The 15,763-nt window shown below is 59.5% G+C and carries 15 protein-coding genes; 6 read left to right on the top strand and 9 right to left on the bottom strand.

Features of this window, described 5'->3' with window-relative positions; all coding sequences use genetic code 11:
- Positions 1–15 precede the first annotated feature (15 nt).
- Entirely contained in the window at positions 16–1,530 is a 1,515-nt protein-coding gene (ilvA, locus tag AC3ISI_RS27595) for a threonine ammonia-lyase, biosynthetic (protein WP_489334649.1), read from the bottom strand.
- 148 nt (positions 1,531–1,678) lie between these two features.
- On the opposite strand from ilvA, the gene rpiA reads away from it, so the two are divergent.
- A complete protein-coding gene (gene rpiA / locus AC3ISI_RS27600) occupies positions 1,679–2,353 on the top strand; it encodes a ribose-5-phosphate isomerase RpiA (protein WP_223517915.1) in 675 nt (224 codons plus the stop codon).
- Positions 2,354–2,482: 129 nt separating this feature from the next.
- On the opposite strand, the gene AC3ISI_RS27605 is transcribed toward rpiA, so the two are convergent.
- The 4 genes from AC3ISI_RS27605 to AC3ISI_RS27620 all read right to left on the bottom strand — a co-directional run bounded on the left by AC3ISI_RS27605 (position 2,483) and on the right by AC3ISI_RS27620 (position 6,767).
- Complete coding sequence (locus AC3ISI_RS27605) at positions 2,483–3,400, bottom strand: SdiA-regulated domain-containing protein (protein WP_489334650.1); 918 nt, start codon at positions 3,398–3,400, stop codon at positions 2,483–2,485.
- A 104-nt stretch (positions 3,401–3,504) separates the two neighbouring features.
- Positions 3,505–4,431, bottom strand: a complete 927-nt coding sequence (locus AC3ISI_RS27610; RefSeq protein ID WP_489334651.1) for an SdiA-regulated domain-containing protein — start codon at positions 4,429–4,431, stop codon at positions 3,505–3,507.
- Between the two features lie 252 nt (positions 4,432–4,683).
- On the bottom strand, positions 4,684–5,349 hold the full coding sequence (locus AC3ISI_RS27615; protein WP_007945571.1) for a fumarylacetoacetate hydrolase family protein: 666 nt from the start codon (positions 5,347–5,349) through the stop codon (positions 4,684–4,686).
- A 23-nt stretch (positions 5,350–5,372) separates the two neighbouring features.
- Positions 5,373–6,767, bottom strand: coding sequence for an FAD-binding oxidoreductase (locus AC3ISI_RS27620; RefSeq protein WP_489334652.1), 1,395 nt, complete (start codon positions 6,765–6,767; stop codon positions 5,373–5,375).
- 204 nt (positions 6,768–6,971) lie between these two features.
- Here AC3ISI_RS27620 and serA point away from each other — a divergent pair, with 204 nt between their 5' ends.
- On the top strand, positions 6,972–8,201 hold the full coding sequence (gene serA / locus AC3ISI_RS27625) for a phosphoglycerate dehydrogenase (protein ID WP_477789840.1): 1,230 nt from the start codon (positions 6,972–6,974) through the stop codon (positions 8,199–8,201).
- 74 nt (positions 8,202–8,275) lie between these two features.
- Here the strand turns inward: serA and AC3ISI_RS27630 are convergent, their stop codons facing one another.
- Positions 8,276–8,701: a DUF4399 domain-containing protein gene (locus AC3ISI_RS27630; RefSeq protein WP_489334653.1), complete on the bottom strand. Its 426-nt coding sequence runs from the start codon at positions 8,699–8,701 to the stop codon at positions 8,276–8,278.
- Positions 8,702–8,836: 135 nt separating this feature from the next.
- Between AC3ISI_RS27630 and AC3ISI_RS27635 the strand changes: the two genes are divergently transcribed.
- On the top strand, positions 8,837–9,421 hold the full coding sequence (locus tag AC3ISI_RS27635; RefSeq protein ID WP_489334654.1) for a transporter substrate-binding domain-containing protein: 585 nt from the start codon (positions 8,837–8,839) through the stop codon (positions 9,419–9,421).
- 123 nt (positions 9,422–9,544) lie between these two features.
- On the opposite strand, the gene AC3ISI_RS27640 is transcribed toward AC3ISI_RS27635, so the two are convergent.
- Together AC3ISI_RS27640 and AC3ISI_RS27645 are read right to left on the bottom strand one after the other, a co-directional pair.
- Positions 9,545–10,030, bottom strand: a complete 486-nt coding sequence (locus AC3ISI_RS27640; RefSeq protein ID WP_489334655.1) for a 2-thiouracil desulfurase family protein — start codon at positions 10,028–10,030, stop codon at positions 9,545–9,547.
- 2 nt (positions 10,031–10,032) lie between these two features.
- A complete protein-coding gene (locus AC3ISI_RS27645; protein WP_489334656.1) occupies positions 10,033–10,665 on the bottom strand; it encodes a 2OG-Fe(II) oxygenase in 633 nt (210 codons plus the stop codon).
- A gap of 108 nt (positions 10,666–10,773) precedes the next feature.
- Between AC3ISI_RS27645 and AC3ISI_RS27650 the strand changes: the two genes are divergently transcribed.
- Entirely contained in the window at positions 10,774–11,526 is a 753-nt protein-coding gene (locus tag AC3ISI_RS27650) for a DUF2059 domain-containing protein (RefSeq protein ID WP_489334657.1), read from the top strand.
- A 42-nt stretch (positions 11,527–11,568) separates the two neighbouring features.
- Here the strand turns inward: AC3ISI_RS27650 and bipL are convergent, their stop codons facing one another.
- Positions 11,569–12,516 carry a phospholipase BipL gene (bipL, locus tag AC3ISI_RS27655; protein ID WP_489334658.1) on the bottom strand — a complete coding sequence of 316 codons (948 nt, stop codon included), beginning with the start codon at positions 12,514–12,516 and terminating at the stop codon, positions 11,569–11,571.
- A 96-nt stretch (positions 12,517–12,612) separates the two neighbouring features.
- Between bipL and AC3ISI_RS27660 the strand changes: the two genes are divergently transcribed.
- A complete protein-coding gene (locus AC3ISI_RS27660) occupies positions 12,613–13,191 on the top strand; it encodes a DUF6436 domain-containing protein (protein WP_489334659.1) in 579 nt (192 codons plus the stop codon).
- Positions 13,192–13,294: 103 nt separating this feature from the next.
- On the top strand, positions 13,295–15,706 hold the full coding sequence (locus tag AC3ISI_RS27665; protein WP_489334660.1) for a penicillin acylase family protein: 2,412 nt from the start codon (positions 13,295–13,297) through the stop codon (positions 15,704–15,706).
- Positions 15,707–15,763 lie beyond the last annotated feature (57 nt).

Consider the following 15,763-nt stretch of genomic DNA (forward strand, 5'->3'; position numbering starts at 1 on the left):
CTTCAGAGTAGCCACTCAGCCGAGAAACAGCTGATAGGCCGGGTTGTCGCTTTCGTCCCAGTACGGGTAGCCGATGTCCTCAAGGGCCGCCGGCACCAGATGGCGCTCGTCATGTGGCACTTGCAGGCCCGCCACCACCCGGCCATCCGCCGCACCGTGGTTGCGGTAGTGGAACATCGAGATGTTCCAGCGTCCGCCCAACTTATTGAGGAAGTTGAACAACGCCCCCGGGCGCTCCGGGAATTCGAATCGCAGCACCACTTCATCGACGACATGGGCTGCACGACCACCGACCATGTGCCGAATGTGCAGCTTGGCCAATTCGTTGTCGGTCAGGTCCAGCACCGGGAAACCCTGCTCGGCCAGGCTCGCCAAAAGCGCACTGCGCGGATCGGTTTCCGGGTGCGTCTGCACGCCCACGAAGATGTGCGCTTCGCCGCCGGTGTTGTAGCGGTAGTTGAATTCGGTGATCTGGCGCTTGCCGATGGCTTCACAGAACGCCTTGAAGCTGCCCGGTTTCTCTGGGATGGTCACGGCGATGATTGCTTCGCGACCCTCACCCAGTTCGGCGCGTTCGGCGACGTGGCGCAAACGGTCGAAGTTGACGTTAGCGCCGGAATCGATGGCCACAAAGGTATGGCCGGTGACACCGTTCTGCTCCACGTATTTCTTGATCCCAGCCACGCCCAAGGCGCCGGCCGGCTCAGTGATCGAGCGGGTATCGTCGTAGATATCCTTGATCGCCGCGCAGATCTCGTCGGTGCTGACGGTGATCACTTCATCGACATAGTCTTTGCAGATATCGAAGGTGTGCTGACCGATTTGCGCCACCGCCACGCCGTCGGCGAAGAGACCCACACTCGGCAACACCACGCGCTCACCCGCCGCCATGGCGGCTTGCAGGCAATTGGAGTCGTCCGGCTCGACGCCGATGATTTTGATCTCCGGGCGCAGGTATTTCACATAGGCCGCGATGCCGGCGATCAGTCCGCCGCCGCCCACCGGAACGAAAATCGCATCCAGACGCCCGGGGTGTTGGCGCAGAATCTCCATGGCCACCGTGCCCTGCCCGGCAATGGTATGGGGATCGTCGTAAGGGTGGATGTAGACGTAACCTTTTTCATCGACCAGTTTTAGCGAATAGGCCAGGGCTTCCGGGAACGCATCCCCGTGCAGTACCACTTTGCCGCCACGCGAACGCACGCCTTCGACTTTGATTTCCGGGGTGGTCTTGGGCATGACGATAGTGGCTTTGACACCCAACACCTTCGCCGCCAAGGCCAAGCCTTGCGCGTGGTTGCCCGCCGAAGCCGTCACCACGCCGCGAGCACGTTCTTCATCGCTCAACTGGGTCAGCTTGTTGTAAGCGCCGCGAATCTTGAACGAGAACACGGGCTGCAGGTCTTCACGCTTGAGCCAAATACTGTTGCCCAGCCGCTCGGAGAGCTGGCGGGCAGTCTGCAACGGGGTTTCTATGGCAACGTCATAAACGCGCGAGGTGAGGATCTTTTTGACGTACTGTTCGAGCATCGGAAAGCATCACTGAGCGGGTTGGGCAGGGCCAAGGAGTCTAACCCGGCTTTTGGGCGTACGACCACACGATTCCGGAGGTTTTAGCTCGGCATGGAGCTATAATGCCGGCCTTTCCGTTCTTACATTGCCCGCTTCCGGAGCCCGCATGACACAGGATCAACTCAAACAGGCAGTAGCTCAGGCCGCCGTCGACTTCATCCTCCCGAAACTCGACGACAAGAGCATTGTCGGGGTCGGCACCGGCTCCACCGCCAACTGCTTCATCGACGCCCTGGCCAAGCACAAAGGCGCGTTCGACGGCGCGGTCGCCAGTTCCGAAGCCACTGCCGCCCGTCTCAAGGGCCATGGCATTCCGGTGTATGAGTTGAACACCGTCAGCGACCTGGAGTTCTACGTCGACGGCGCCGATGAAAGTGACGAACACCTGAACCTGATCAAGGGCGGCGGTGCAGCCCTGACCCGCGAGAAGATTGTTGCCGCCGTGGCCAAGACCTTCATCTGCATTGCCGATGCCAGCAAACTGGTGCCGGTGCTCGGCGCGTTCCCGCTGCCGGTCGAAGTGATCCCGATGGCCCGCAGCCACGTGGCCCGCGAGCTGGTGAAACTGGGCGGCGACCCGGTTTACCGCGAAGGCGTGCTGACCGACAACGGCAACATCATCCTCGACGTATTCAACATGCAGATCACCAACCCCGTGGAACTGGAAAGCCAGATCAACGCGATTGTTGGCGTGGTCACCAACGGGCTGTTCGCGGCGCGTCCGGCGGATTTGCTGTTGCTGGGCACCAGCGAAGGCGTGAAAACCCTGCGCGCTGAGTAATCTCGCCACAACGCAAAACCTGTGGGAGCCGGGTTTGCCCGCGATGAGGTCGTGTCAGTCTATAAATATGTGACTGATATACCGCCATCGCGGGTAAGCCCGGCTCCCACAGTGGCTTTGGGGTGTTTTTTAGGGTTGTGTTGGCTTTTTGAAGACGTAGAACAGATTGGGCTCGCTGACGAGGTACATCGTGCCGTCGTCGTCCATGGCGATGCCTTCCGCTTGCGGCACGGCCTTTTGCAGGCCCTGACGCCCCTTGTTCAGAGACATCGTGCTCAACGGTCGCCCATCCACATCCAGTTCCAGAATCAGCCGCGACTCGTCAGACAGCGCCAGTAAATGACCGCTGCGCTCGTCGTATTGCAGGCTCGACAGGTCTCGCACGAACATTCCGGCGTCGCGCTTGGGGTTGTTCACCACGTGCACGGCGTAGGATTTCTCTGGATTGTAATGCGGGAAACCCTGCACTTCGTAGATCAGCATCGGGTCGCGCTCCTTGGCGACGAACAACCGCTTGCCCACCGAATCGTAAGCCAGCCCCTCAAAACCCTTGTTGCTGCCCATGTGCACGCCGAGGGTCATCTGCTCGGCGTCCGCCTCATCGAGGAAGGTGGTGTCCGCCTCCAGATGAATCTTGATCAGCCGCTGCTGGCTTTCATCCGTGATTACGTAGGTGTCGGGGCTGATAAATTCCACCGCCTCCGGGTCGCCGAAACCAATCAACGCCACACGGCGCAAGATTTTGCCCTCAAGGGACAGCTCGATCAGCTCGGAGTTTTTATTGGTGACGGTGAACAGGCTTTTGCGCACAGGATCGAACGTCAGCGCCGAGACGTTATCGTCCAACCCGTCGATCACCCGCGCTTCGATGTCCACCCGATATTGATCCAGGCCGATGGATTCACTGCTCTGCGGCTGCCAATGGGTATGCAGGTTGAACCAGGCTCGTTCGAATAGACGCATGTATTGCACAACCGCAACCAGTACGATCAGCGCAATCACTGACAGGATCAAAAGAAGGGGTTTGGGACGGGCAAGTCGGCGCATTCAGGCAAGCTCGAAAACAAAACAGGCGGATGAAATATCACGCCTGTATGAACTCAAGCTTAATGGCCAGTGGCTTTCGACCACAACTGCGCGATTTTTGCCGCCTACTTCTGCTTTTCGAAGCGATAGAACAGGTTCGGCTCACTCACCATGTACAACGTACCCGCTTCGTCCATGGCCACACCCTCGGCACGAGGAATGGTTTTTTTCAGACCGTTGAAGCCGCTCAACAGGGCGATGAAACTGACTTGCTCACCCTTTTTGTCCAGTTCCATCAACAAGTGGGAATCAGCGGACAGCACCAGCATGTGGCCAGTCCTCGGATCGATGGCCAGGGCCGACAGGTTGCGCATGTCCAGCGCATGACTGGCCAGCTTCAGCTTGTCACCGGTAAGGACCTTGCCGTCACCCTGCCAGGCAAACAATGCCGGCGGACGTTCTTCGCCCAGCAGCAGCTGCTGGTTGCTGGCATCCCAAGTGACACCTTCAAAGGCCTTGTTCTGGTCTTTCGAAGGCCCTAGGTCGTACTTCGCAAAGTTGGCGGCGTTCAATTCACGGGTATCGGCATCAACCTTGACGATGGTGATCAGGTGTTCGCGCTCATCGACAATCGCCAGCAGGCCGTTGCCCAACACGGCTACGCCTTCAGGGTTGCTCCAGCCCACTAATGGAATTTTGCGCAGCACATCGCCCTGTAATGTCAGCTCGACCAGAAACGGGTTCTTGCCCATGACCGAAAACAGCGTTTTGGTCTGAGGGTCGTAGGCGAGATCCGATGCTTCGTCCTTTTCCATGCCCGGCAATGTTTTGGCATCGATCACTGCCCGGTAGTCTGGAAGCCAGATACTGGCCTGACGCTCGGCCGGGCTTTTGAATTGCTCTTTCACCCAGAGCACACCCCGGGCATCCCAACGCATCGCAAACGCCAAGCCGTAGGCGATGACTGCAATCAGCAAAAGCCAGGAATACCAACGCATCCCGAAACGGGAGCGGCGGGCAGTTTTGAGCGTGGGCAGTGGTTGGGTAGCCATTGAGGGATGCGTTCCAGAATTTCAGGCGAGGAGGAATAGCACAATTGGGGCCGGATCAGACGCCGCAAGCGCTGGAATTATCCTGACAAAATGTGAAAAAAGCGGGAAATGACGGGATTGCCCTAAGCCCTTGTAGGAGCTGGCTTGTCAGCGAAGAGGCCCTTACATTCAACATCCATGTTGACTGTTGCACCGCTTTCGCTGTGATGCGGCGACCCGACAAGCCAGCTCCTACAGGGATTTGCGCTGGACTTAGCGCACGCTGCTGGTGAAGCGGCTAGCGCCTGGGAGTTCGATCACCAGTTCATCACCGACATTCAACGGACCAACGCCCACTGGCGTGCCGGTCAGGATCACGTCACCGGCCTGCAGCGAGAAGCAGCCGGCCATGTGCTGGATCATCGGCACGATCGGGTTGAGCATCGCGCTGCTGTTGCCATCCTGGCGCACTTCGCCGTTGATGGTCAGGCGAATGCCGATATCGGTCAGGTCCGCAAAGGTGCTGCCGGACACGAACGGCGCAATCACCGCCGCGCCGTCGAACGACTTGGCGATTTCCCATGGCAGGCCTTTGGATTTCAGCTCGGCCTGCTTGTCACGCAGCGTCAGGTCCAGAGCCGGGGCGAAACCGGAGATAGCGTCCAGCACTTCTTCGCGGCTCGGCTTGGTCGACAACGGCTTGCCGATCAACACAGCGATTTCCGCTTCGTAGTGCACCGAACCGCGCTCGGTTGGAATGGCAAAACCGCCTTCCAGCGGCACTACGCAACTGCCCGGCTTGATGAACAGCAGCGGCTCGGTAGGCACCGGGTTGTCCAGCTCCTTGGCGTGTTCGGCGTAGTTACGGCCGATGCACACCACTTTCCCCAGCGGGAAATGAATACGCGTACCGTCGACATACTGGTGCTGATAGCTCATTGACCGACTCCTGGTGTGTTGATTCAAACAGCGAAGATCTTGCCCGGGTTCATGATGCCGTTCGGGTCGAACACCGCTTTTACCGCTTTCATGTACTCGATCTCAACCGGCGAACGGCTGTAGGTCAAGTAATCACGCTTGGTCATGCCCACGCCGTGCTCGGCGGAAATCGAACCGTTGTACTTCTCGACGGTTTCGAACACCCACTTGTTCACCGTCGCACACTTGGCGAAGAACTCGTCCTTGCTCAGGTTTTCCGGCTTGAGGATATTCAAGTGCAGGTTGCCGTCGCCGATGTGGCCGAACCAGACGATTTCGAAATCCGGGTAGTGTTCACCGACGATCGCGTCGATTTCCTTGAGGAACGCCGGGACTTTCGACACGGTGACCGAAATGTCGTTCTTGTACGGCGTCCAGTGGGAAATGGTTTCGGAGATGTATTCGCGCAGCTTCCAGAGGTTCTGCAGCTGGGTTTCGCTCTGGCTCATCACGCCGTCCAGCACCCAGCCCTGCTCGACGCAGTGCTCGAAGGTTTCCAGGGCGTGGTTGGCCACTTCTTCGGTGGTCGCTTCGAATTCCAGCAGCGCGTAGAACGGGCAATCGGTTTCGAAGGGCGCCGGGACATCGCCGCGCGCCATGACTTTGGCCAGGGCTTTATCGGAGAAGAATTCGAAGGCGGTCAGGTCGAGTTTGCTCTGGAACGCGTGCAACACCGGCATGATCGAGTCGAAATCAGTGGTGCCGAGGACCATGGCAGTGAGGTTTTTCGGGGCTCGGTCCAGGCGCATGGTTGCTTCAACCACAAAACCGAGGGTGCCTTCCGCACCGATGAACAGCTGACGCAAGTCGTAGCCGGTGGCGTTCTTGATCAGGTCGCGGTTCAGTTCCAGCAAATCGCCCTTGCCGGTCACGACTTTCATGCCGGCGACCCAGTTGCGGGTCATGCCGTAGCGAATGACCTTGATCCCGCCGGCATTGGTGCCGATATTGCCGCCAATCTGGCTGGAACCTGCCGAAGCGAAGTCCACCGGGTAATACAGGCCTTTTTCTTCAGCGACGTTCTGCAAATGCTCGGTGACCACGCCTGGCTGGCAAACGGCCGTGCGGTCGGTGAGGTTCACATCAAGAATCTGATTCATATAGTCGAAGGACACGACCACTTCGCCATTGGCGGCCACCGCTGCGGCGGAAAGCCCGGTACGACCGCCGGACGGCACCAGCGCCACCTTGTGTTCATTGGCCCAACGGACAATGGCCTGCACCTGCTCGGTGGTCTTGGGAAACACGATGGCGGTCGGGGCCGGGGCGAAATGCTTGGTCCAATCCTTACCGTAAGCATTCAGGGAGTCGGCATCGGTCAGCACCTTGCCAGGCTCAACCAGGGTCTTCAGCTCTTCAATCAAGGCGGGATTGGTCATCGACAGAACTCTCGAACAATTCATGGTCATCCTGAGAACGCTTCACGTCGCAGGAATGAGTGTTTAGCGGGGTGCATATGCTAGCATAACGACCCCGCAGCATAGTGCCCAACGGCCAATCTGCGGTGACGGCCTTCTTGCCGTCCGGGTCAGCATCTGTTGACCATTTCCTGCCATTTTTCTCCGGGATACAGGTTTACGCAGATGAGCAAGACTTCTCTCGATAAGAGCAAGATCAAGTTCCTTCTTCTCGAAGGCGTCCACCAATCGGCTGTCGACGTTCTCAAGTCGGCGGGCTACACCAGCATCGAGTACCTCACCGGTTCTCTGCCGGAAGCCCAGCTGAAGGAAAAGATCGCTGATGCGCACTTCATCGGCATTCGCTCCCGCACTCAACTGACCGAAGAGATCTTCGATCACGCGAAGAAGCTGGTCGCTGTCGGCTGTTTCTGCATCGGCACCAACCAGGTTGACCTCAACGCAGCGCGCGAACGCGGGATTGCGGTGTTCAACGCCCCGTACTCCAATACCCGCTCCGTAGCCGAGCTGGTGCTGGCCGAAGCGATCCTGTTGCTGCGCGGCATCCCTGAGAAGAACGCTTCCTGCCACCGTGGCGGCTGGATCAAGAGCGCGGCCAACTCTTTCGAGATCCGCGGCAAGAAACTGGGCATCGTCGGTTACGGCTCGATCGGTACTCAACTGTCGGTCCTGGCTGAAGGCCTGGGCATGCAGGTGTACTTCTACGACACCGTGACCAAGCTGCCACTGGGTAACGCCACTCAGGTCGGCAACCTGCACGAGCTGCTGGGCATGTCCGACATCGTCACCCTGCACGTTCCGGAAACCGCTGCGACCCAGTGGATGATCGGCGAGAAGGAAATCCGCGCCATCAAGAAGGGCGGCATCCTGATCAACGCCGCTCGCGGCACCGTGGTCGAACTGCAAGCCCTGGCGGACGCGATCAAGGACAAGCACCTGATCGGCGCGGCCATCGACGTATTCCCGGTGGAGCCTCGCTCCAACGAAGAAGAGTTCGAAAGCCCGCTGCGTGGCCTGGACAACGTGATCCTGACCCCGCACATCGGTGGCTCCACCGCTGAAGCGCAAGCCAACATCGGTCTGGAAGTGGCAGAGAAACTGGTCAAGTACAGCGACAACGGTACCTCCGTATCGTCGGTGAACTTCCCGGAAGTGGCCCTGCCGGCTCACCCTGGCAAGCACCGTCTGCTGCACATCCACGAGAACATTCCGGGTGTGATGAGCGAGATCAACAAGGTGTTCGCCGAAAACGGTATCAACATCTCCGGTCAGTTCCTGCAGACCAACGAGAAAGTCGGCTACGTCGTTATCGACGTCGACGCCGACTACTCGGAAATCGCCCAAGAGAAACTGCAGCACATCAACGGCACCATTCGTTGCCGCGTGTTGTTCTGATAGCGACTTGAGCGACAAAAAAGGAGACCTTCGGGTCTCCTTTTTCATGGGCGCGGTTCTTTATTCCGAGCAGGTTACTTGACGTTGACGGTGATTTTCTCCGACACGATCGGTGGATCAAACGGCATATGGTTGCTGTCGCCCAGTTCCAGCTGCAAGGTGTGTTTGCCCGGGGTCAGCTTTACTTCACCCTGAGTTTCCGCCTTGCCGAAGTGCATGTGGTTGGCGTCTTTGGGGATCGGTGCACCGGCCGCTGGCAGTTCATCGACATCGATCAGCAAGTGGTGATGGCCAGTGTTCTTGGTGGGGTCGCCCGCAGGCGCCAGCGCAATGTTCTCGACGGCGAACTTGACGATGACGACTTGTGGAATCGTGGCCCCGTCTTCGGGAGTAACGATGTGCACTTCAGCACCCGCGGGAGCCGGCGTTGCAGCATTGGCCAGCACCGAAACACCCATTAGCAGGCCAGCCAATGCAGCACGAGACATAAAGGTTTTCATTCTCTTCTCCAGTTTTTCCGTAAAATCCGCGTGACCATGACAACTTCATGGTCAATCGTTGTCGAAGGCACTCGATAACCATAGCAAAGCGAGCCTGACTCAGAGCATCGCGATAATGAATTCAAAGGAGTGACCATGCGTTTTCTGCCTGGCCTGATCTGCTTGCTACCCCTTCTGAGCCCTTTCGCTCACGCCGAACTGATTGACGACATCAACGACCGTGGTGAACTGCGCATTGCGCTTGAGGCTAATACACCGCCCTTCAATTTCAAGGATGAAGGCAAACTCACCGGGTTCGAAGTCGAGCTGGGTCAACTGCTGGCCAACGAGCTCGATGTCCGGGCCGACTTCGTCGTCACCGATTCGGGTGACTTGTTGACCGGCGTTGAAAGCGGCAGGTACGACGTCGCCATCAATCACATAGCAATGACTCCGGATCTGAAAGATCGTTTCGACTTCAGCGAGCCTTACCTTCAAACCAATGCCCAATTGATCGCGCAGAAAGAACAACCGCACTCAATGCTGCTGGTGCAGTCGTTTGCAGAAGAGAAACCCAAGGCCAGCCTGCCGGTGGGCCTGGCGATTCCGTTTCAGAAAGGTAACCCGGCGTTTCATGCCAGCCTGGAGAACGCCCTGCAGCGGATCAAGGACGATGGCCGGATGGCAGCACTGGAGAAGAAGTGGTTTGCGGCGGATGCGAGCGTGGCGCCGAAGCCTTGATTTGAGGCTGAACGAATAACCCTGTGGGAGCGGGCTTGCCCGCGATAGCGGTATATCAGTCAGCACAGATGTTGAATGTTAATCCGCCATCGCGGGCAAGCCCGCTCCCACAGTTGCTCGGCGTCAAGCGAGAGAACTCAGCGCTGCCGCCGCTTCAGGCAACTCCAGCTCACTGAAAACCTGCACGCCATTGCGCCTGAGCAAAGCCGCCGTCACACCTTCGCCGCTGACCTTCACGCCACTGAAGCTGCCGTCATACGTCTGCAAATTCCCGCAGGACGGGCTGTTGGCCTTGAGCACGGCGATGCGGATGCCGTGCTTTTGCACCAGCTCCAGCGCCTGATAAGCCCCCGAAAGGAACTCGGCACTAACATCCTCGCCTTCGGTGGTGATCACGCGGGCCTGCCCATCCAGCACTTCACCACCCTGCCCGCCCGGTATTTCCGCGGCAGCCCTGGGTGTCGGCAAGCCGCCAGCAATCTCGGGGCACAACGGTATGACCCGACCTTCGTCCAGCCACTGCTGAAGTTGATCAAATGGCCCGCTCGCCCCGCCGTCGTAACGGACGCGGTGACCCAGCAGGCAGCGGCTTACCAGAATCTTTTGCATGATCAGAACGGCTCATTACCCCGACGCCGGAACCAGCCAGTCAACGACAGGCGATCCCGGGTGGCGGGCAGGACTTCGTGGGGCACCTCGCCCGACAGAAACACCACCAGGCATCCGCCGGTGGGCACGACATCGTATTCGACACCTTCATCCAGAAACATGCGCAACTGACCGCCGTGCTCGGGCAGCCAGGCGTCATTGAGGTACACCACCGCCGACACCATGCGCCGGTCGTCATCGCGGAAACGGTCGAGGTGCTGGAGGTAGAACGCACCGGGCGGGTACAGCGCGAAATGACTTTCGAAATCTTCCAGGCCCAAAAACAAACCGCGATTCATCGCTTGGCGCAGGCTGTCCATCAACGCCAGATAGCTGTCGCACGCCTCGGCCTGGCCGGGGTCGATCCACTGAATATGGTCACCGCGAATTCCTTCGCGAACCTCCGATGAGGGACCTCGGCCCACGGCGGCGGGGGCCAGTTCACCCTCGGCCGCACGTTTGCGGCACTCAGCCGCCAGCGCTCGGGTCAGATCCTGAGGCAGGAAAATATTCTGCTGTGACCAGCCGCGCGCAGCCAGGTCGTCAACGATACGTAACAGCAGCGGGTGATCAGAGGGTATTTGCATGCCGCGCATAGTATTCCTGTGTCTGAAAATCCGACAGAGCCACGCAGCGGGTTGATACGAATTCTCGACAAGTGCGGATGCCACACGGAGAATAGTCGGCTGCTGACAGGAGTCCCTATGCGCCGGTTGCTTTTTTTACTGTTGATGCTCTGTGTTTTGCCCGCTTGGGCAGACGGCCACGACCAGTTGTATAAAGTCGCCGGCTGGCCAGAGCAACGCGCGCATTTCAACGATGCCCTCTCAGCCGCACAAAAACGCTATGAGAGCAGCCTGCCACCGGCGGTGTTTCAGGCGCTGGTCAATAACAGCAATCAGCGTTTCGCTGCCCAGTCCGTCGATCAGCGTGCCGAAGCGCAAATGCGCAAGAGCCTCGCCGATCCAAAACCTGCACTGACCTTCTTTCAATCGCCGCTGGGCAAAAAAGTCGTAGCTGCCGAACTGCTGGCAACCCGTCGCGACCAACTGGCGAAAAACGCCAAGGGCCTGCCGAAGATTCAGGCCAGCGACAGCCGTCAACTGATCATCGGCCACCTGGCCCAGGCCCTGCCCGCTCGCGAGGCGGGGGCCGAAGTCAGTCTGGCGATTGCTGGCGTTGCAGCCGACAGCCTGAGTTCAATGATCCCAGGGTTGCTCGGTGGCGGTCAGGCGCAAGGGATGTTGAACGGTCAACGCCAGCGCCTGATGGACCAGATCGCCAGCGACCTGAACAACACGCTGCTGTATGTCTATCGTGACCTCTCGGATGACGAACTGGAAGAGTTCGCCACGTTTGCCGAGTCCACCGAGGGCCAGGCTTATTACCAGGCGGCGCTGGCGGCGATTCGGGCGGGGTTGGCGGTGGGGCAGGATACTTCGAACCTCAGCCAATGATCATCGGCGCCTGATAAATCGCCTTCGCTGGCAAGCCAGCTCCTACAGATTCCGGCCCTTGATCCGCTTGGTCAAAAACCCGAAATACTCCTCCCGCATCACCCGCGTCTCATTCGCCAGATGATGCCGCGCCTCTGGCAACATCAACACCTGAGGCCGGTCGAACTTGGCCTTCAACACCCCAAGGTTATGCTCCCAATCCACCGTCATGTCCGCCTGCCCCTGCACGATCAGCGGCCGCCGCGGGCTGTTGGGTGCGGCTTCGATTCGCTTGATCCAGCGCGCCAACGCCCCGACCCACGCCGTTGGCAGACGCTGTGGCTGCAAAGGATCGGCCTGCAGAAACGGCAAGAAATCAGGGTCGTTGGAGTTCTCGCTAAAGCGCCGGGCGATGGCTTTGACGAAAGGTTTGAGCAGGTAATAGCTGAGCTTTGACCAACCCCAGGCACGGGGCCTGACCAAGGGTGACAGCAGGATGACCTGGCCTTGCGCGGGGCTGTTCGCGCCTTGATTGAGTACATGATCGATCACAATCGCCCCGCCCGTGCTCTGCCCGCACAGGTGCCACGGCTGCGGCAGATCGATGGACAACGCCTCGGCGAACAACCCTTCAAGCGTGTCCTGATACTCGGCGAATTCCTTGATGCTCGCCCGCTCACCGCTAGACAGACCATGCCCCGGCAGGTCGCAGGCGATCACGGCGAACCCCTGATCCAGCGCCCACTCGATCACATGGCGGTAGAGCCCGGTGTGATCATAGAACCCGTGGAACATAAACAACGTCGCTTTCGCCCGCTCCGGCCACCAGAACTGGCTGACCAACTCATAGCCATCGATCTCGAAACGTCCCAGCCCCCCGCGCAGCGTACGACCCGGAAAGTCCAGCCCGTAAAAACGCTGATACGCCATGGCCTCGGTCGACAGCGCCAGCCCTTCGGCCAATGGCCGCAGGCTGGCGCGCAAGTGATCGGGGGCAAAAGTGGCGGACATGAAGGATTCCAGAGGTTAAACAGACTTTATAGGCCTGCGATATTCATCTGTCGCAGCAAGCATGGCAAGCTAGCCGACCTTCGAGGATTCAAACCCATGCGTCCGGCTCATCGCACCACACTGCTTGCCAGCCTGCTCGCCCTCGTGTGTGCGGGCGTTTTGTGGGCCGCGTATGACTGGTTTCAAGGGCGATACTTGCGCGCGTTCAGCGAACACACCGCAGTATTTTCCGGCGACCCGTTGCGCCTGCCCGACGACCTCGCCGGCCCTGGCGCTATCCGCCTCGTGCACTTCTGGGACCCGGCCTGCCCGTGCAACGTCGGCAATCAACAACACCTGAGCGAACTGGTTGAGCGCTATGTGCCGCAGGGTGTCGAGTTTTATGCCGTGCAAAAACCCGGCAGTCACGGCCAGCTACCCACCACGCTGAGCAGCCTGAAAACCATCAATGTGCTTCCGGGCGCCGAACAGATCCCCGCCAGCCCGGCCGTGGCGATCTGGGACCGCAGCGGCAAACTGGCCTATTTCGGTCCATACAGCGAAGGCCTGACCTGCAATTCAAACAACAGCTTTATCGAACCGATTCTGCAAGCGCTGAGCGAAGGGCGCGCGGTGAGCGCAACTCATACGCTGGCCATCGGTTGTTATTGCCCTTGGCCAGTGGGCGTGAAGTAAGGCATTCCTGACTTTTGCAGGACCGCAATGCCCGACACGGAAGGTCTGTGTTACATGTTTGCAGCCCACACGGGCGGCAATCCTATAAGAACAAGGAGTCACCATGAAACGCGTCCTGACCGTACTTGCCTTGCTGATTGTCGTGCTCGCCATCGGGGCCGGCGGTTATGTGTACAGCAAGCAGCCGACGCGCCAGGGCCAGGTGGAGTTACAACACCTGCAAGGTTCGGTGACCGTGCGCTACGACGAGCGCGGTGTACCGCATATCCACGCGGAAAACGAAACCGATCTCTACCGTACCCTCGGCTATGTGCAAGCCCAGGACCGCTTGTTCCAGATGGAAGCCATGCGGCGTCTGGCCCGTGGTGAACTGGCGGAAATTTTCGGCCCGAAACTGATCGACACCGACAAACTGTTCCGCAGCCTGCGCATCCGTGAACGTGCCGCGAGCTACGTGGCTGCGCTGGATCGGCAGTCGCCCGCATGGAAGGCCCTGGAAGCCTATCTGGACGGGATCAATCAATATCAGGACAGCCACGCAGCGCCCGCCGAGTTCGACGTGCTGGGTATTCACAAACGCCCGTTCACGGCTGAAGACAGCATCAGCGTGGCCGGCTACATGGCTTACAGTTTTGCCGCAGCGTTTCGCACCGAACCCTTGCTGACGTTCGTGCGCGACCAACTGGGCGCCGACTACCTGAACATCTTCGACCTCGACTGGCAGCCCAAGGGCGTGTTGGCCAAGGGGCATTCCACATCGGTGCCGGCACTGTCCACCAGTGACTGGAAAGACCTGAACGCCCTTGCCCGCCTGAGCGAACAGGCGCTGGCCGACAATGGCCTGCCACAATTTGAGGGCAGTAACGCCTGGGTGATTTCCGGTAACCGCACCAAAAGCGGTAAACCACTGCTGGCCGGCGACCCGCATATCCGCTTCTCGGTGCCGGCGGTCTGGTACGAGGCGCAACTCTCGGCGCCAGGCTTTGAGCTGTACGGCCACCATCAGGCGCTGGTGCCGTTTGCGTTTCTGGGCCACAACCAGGATTTCGGCTGGAGCCTGACCATGTTCCAGAACGACGATCTGGACCTGATCGCCGAGAGGACCAACCCGGACAACCCCAATCAGGTCTGGTATCGCGGCAACTGGGTGGACATGGTCAACACCGAGCAACAGATCGCAGTGAAGGGGCAGGAAGCGGTCAAGCTGACGCTGCGTCAATCGCCCCACGGGCCAATTATCAACGACGCACTCGGCACGGCGGCCGGCAAGACGCCGGTGGCCATGTGGTGGGCGTTCCTTGAAACACCGAACCCGATTCTCGAGGGTTTCTATCAGCTCAACCGTGCTGACACGCTGGCCAAGGCGCGCGCCGCAGCCGCCAAGGTTCAGGCGCCGGGGTTGAACATTGTCTACGCCAACGCCAAGGGTGACATCGGCTGGTGGGCCTCGGCCCTATTGCCTAAACGCGCGGTCGGGGTGAAGCCTGGTTTCATCCTCGACGGCAGCACCAATCAGCCGGACAAGGACGGTTTCTACCCGTTCAGCGCCAACCCGCAGGAAGAAAACCCGGCACGCGGCTACATCGTCTCGGCCAACTTCCAGCCGCTGTCGCCAACCGGCATGGAAATTCCCGGTTACTACAACCTGGCCGATCGCGGTCAGCAACTCCATCACCAGCTCAGCGACAAAAACGTGAAATGGGACATCGACGCCAGCAAGAAGCTGCAACTGGGCACCACCACGGCCTACGGCCCCCGTCTGTTGGCGCCATTGTTGCCGGTGCTGCGTGAGGTGGTGAGCGATCCCGCCGAACTCAAGCTGGTGGAACAACTGGCGCAGTGGAAAGGTGACTACCCGCTGGACTCCACCAGCGCCACGCTGTTCAACCAGTTCCTGTTCAACCTGGCCGACGCAACGATGCACGACGAGCTGGGGAATGATTTCTTCGAGACCTTGCTCTCGACCCGGGTGATCGACGCCGCACTGCCACGACTGGCTGCCATGCCTGAATCACCGTGGTGGGACAATCGCCACACCCTCGACAAGGAAACCCGGGCCGACACGGTCAAGGTTGCGTGGAAAGCGAGCATCGCCCATCTCAAGACCGCCTTGGGTGCGGATCCGACGCAATGGCAGTGGGGCAAGGCGCATACCCTGACGCATGGCCATCCACTGGGCATGCAGAAGCCGCTGGACCTGGCCTTCAACGTCGGGCCGTTCGCCGCACCCGGTTCGCATGAAGTGCCGAACAACCTCTCGGCCAAAATCGGCCCGGCGCCCTGGCCGGTGACTTACGGCCCGTCGACGCGGCGTCTGGTCGACTTTGCCGACCCGGCTCACGCCCTGACCATCAACCCGGTCGGCCAGAGCGGAGTACCGTTTGACAGCCACTACGATGACCAGGCCGAGGCGTATGTCGAAGGGGTTTACTACGAAGCGCATTTCAATGACGAAGAAGTCACGGCCAATACGCGCAGTACGTTGAAGTTTTTGCCGGCGCGGGCAGTGCCATAGATCTTTGGTGTCTGGGCTGACGCCATTGCGTGCAGGCTCACTCCCACATTGGAATGC

It is taken from the genome of Pseudomonas sp. GL_139_B (assembly GCF_057834475.1).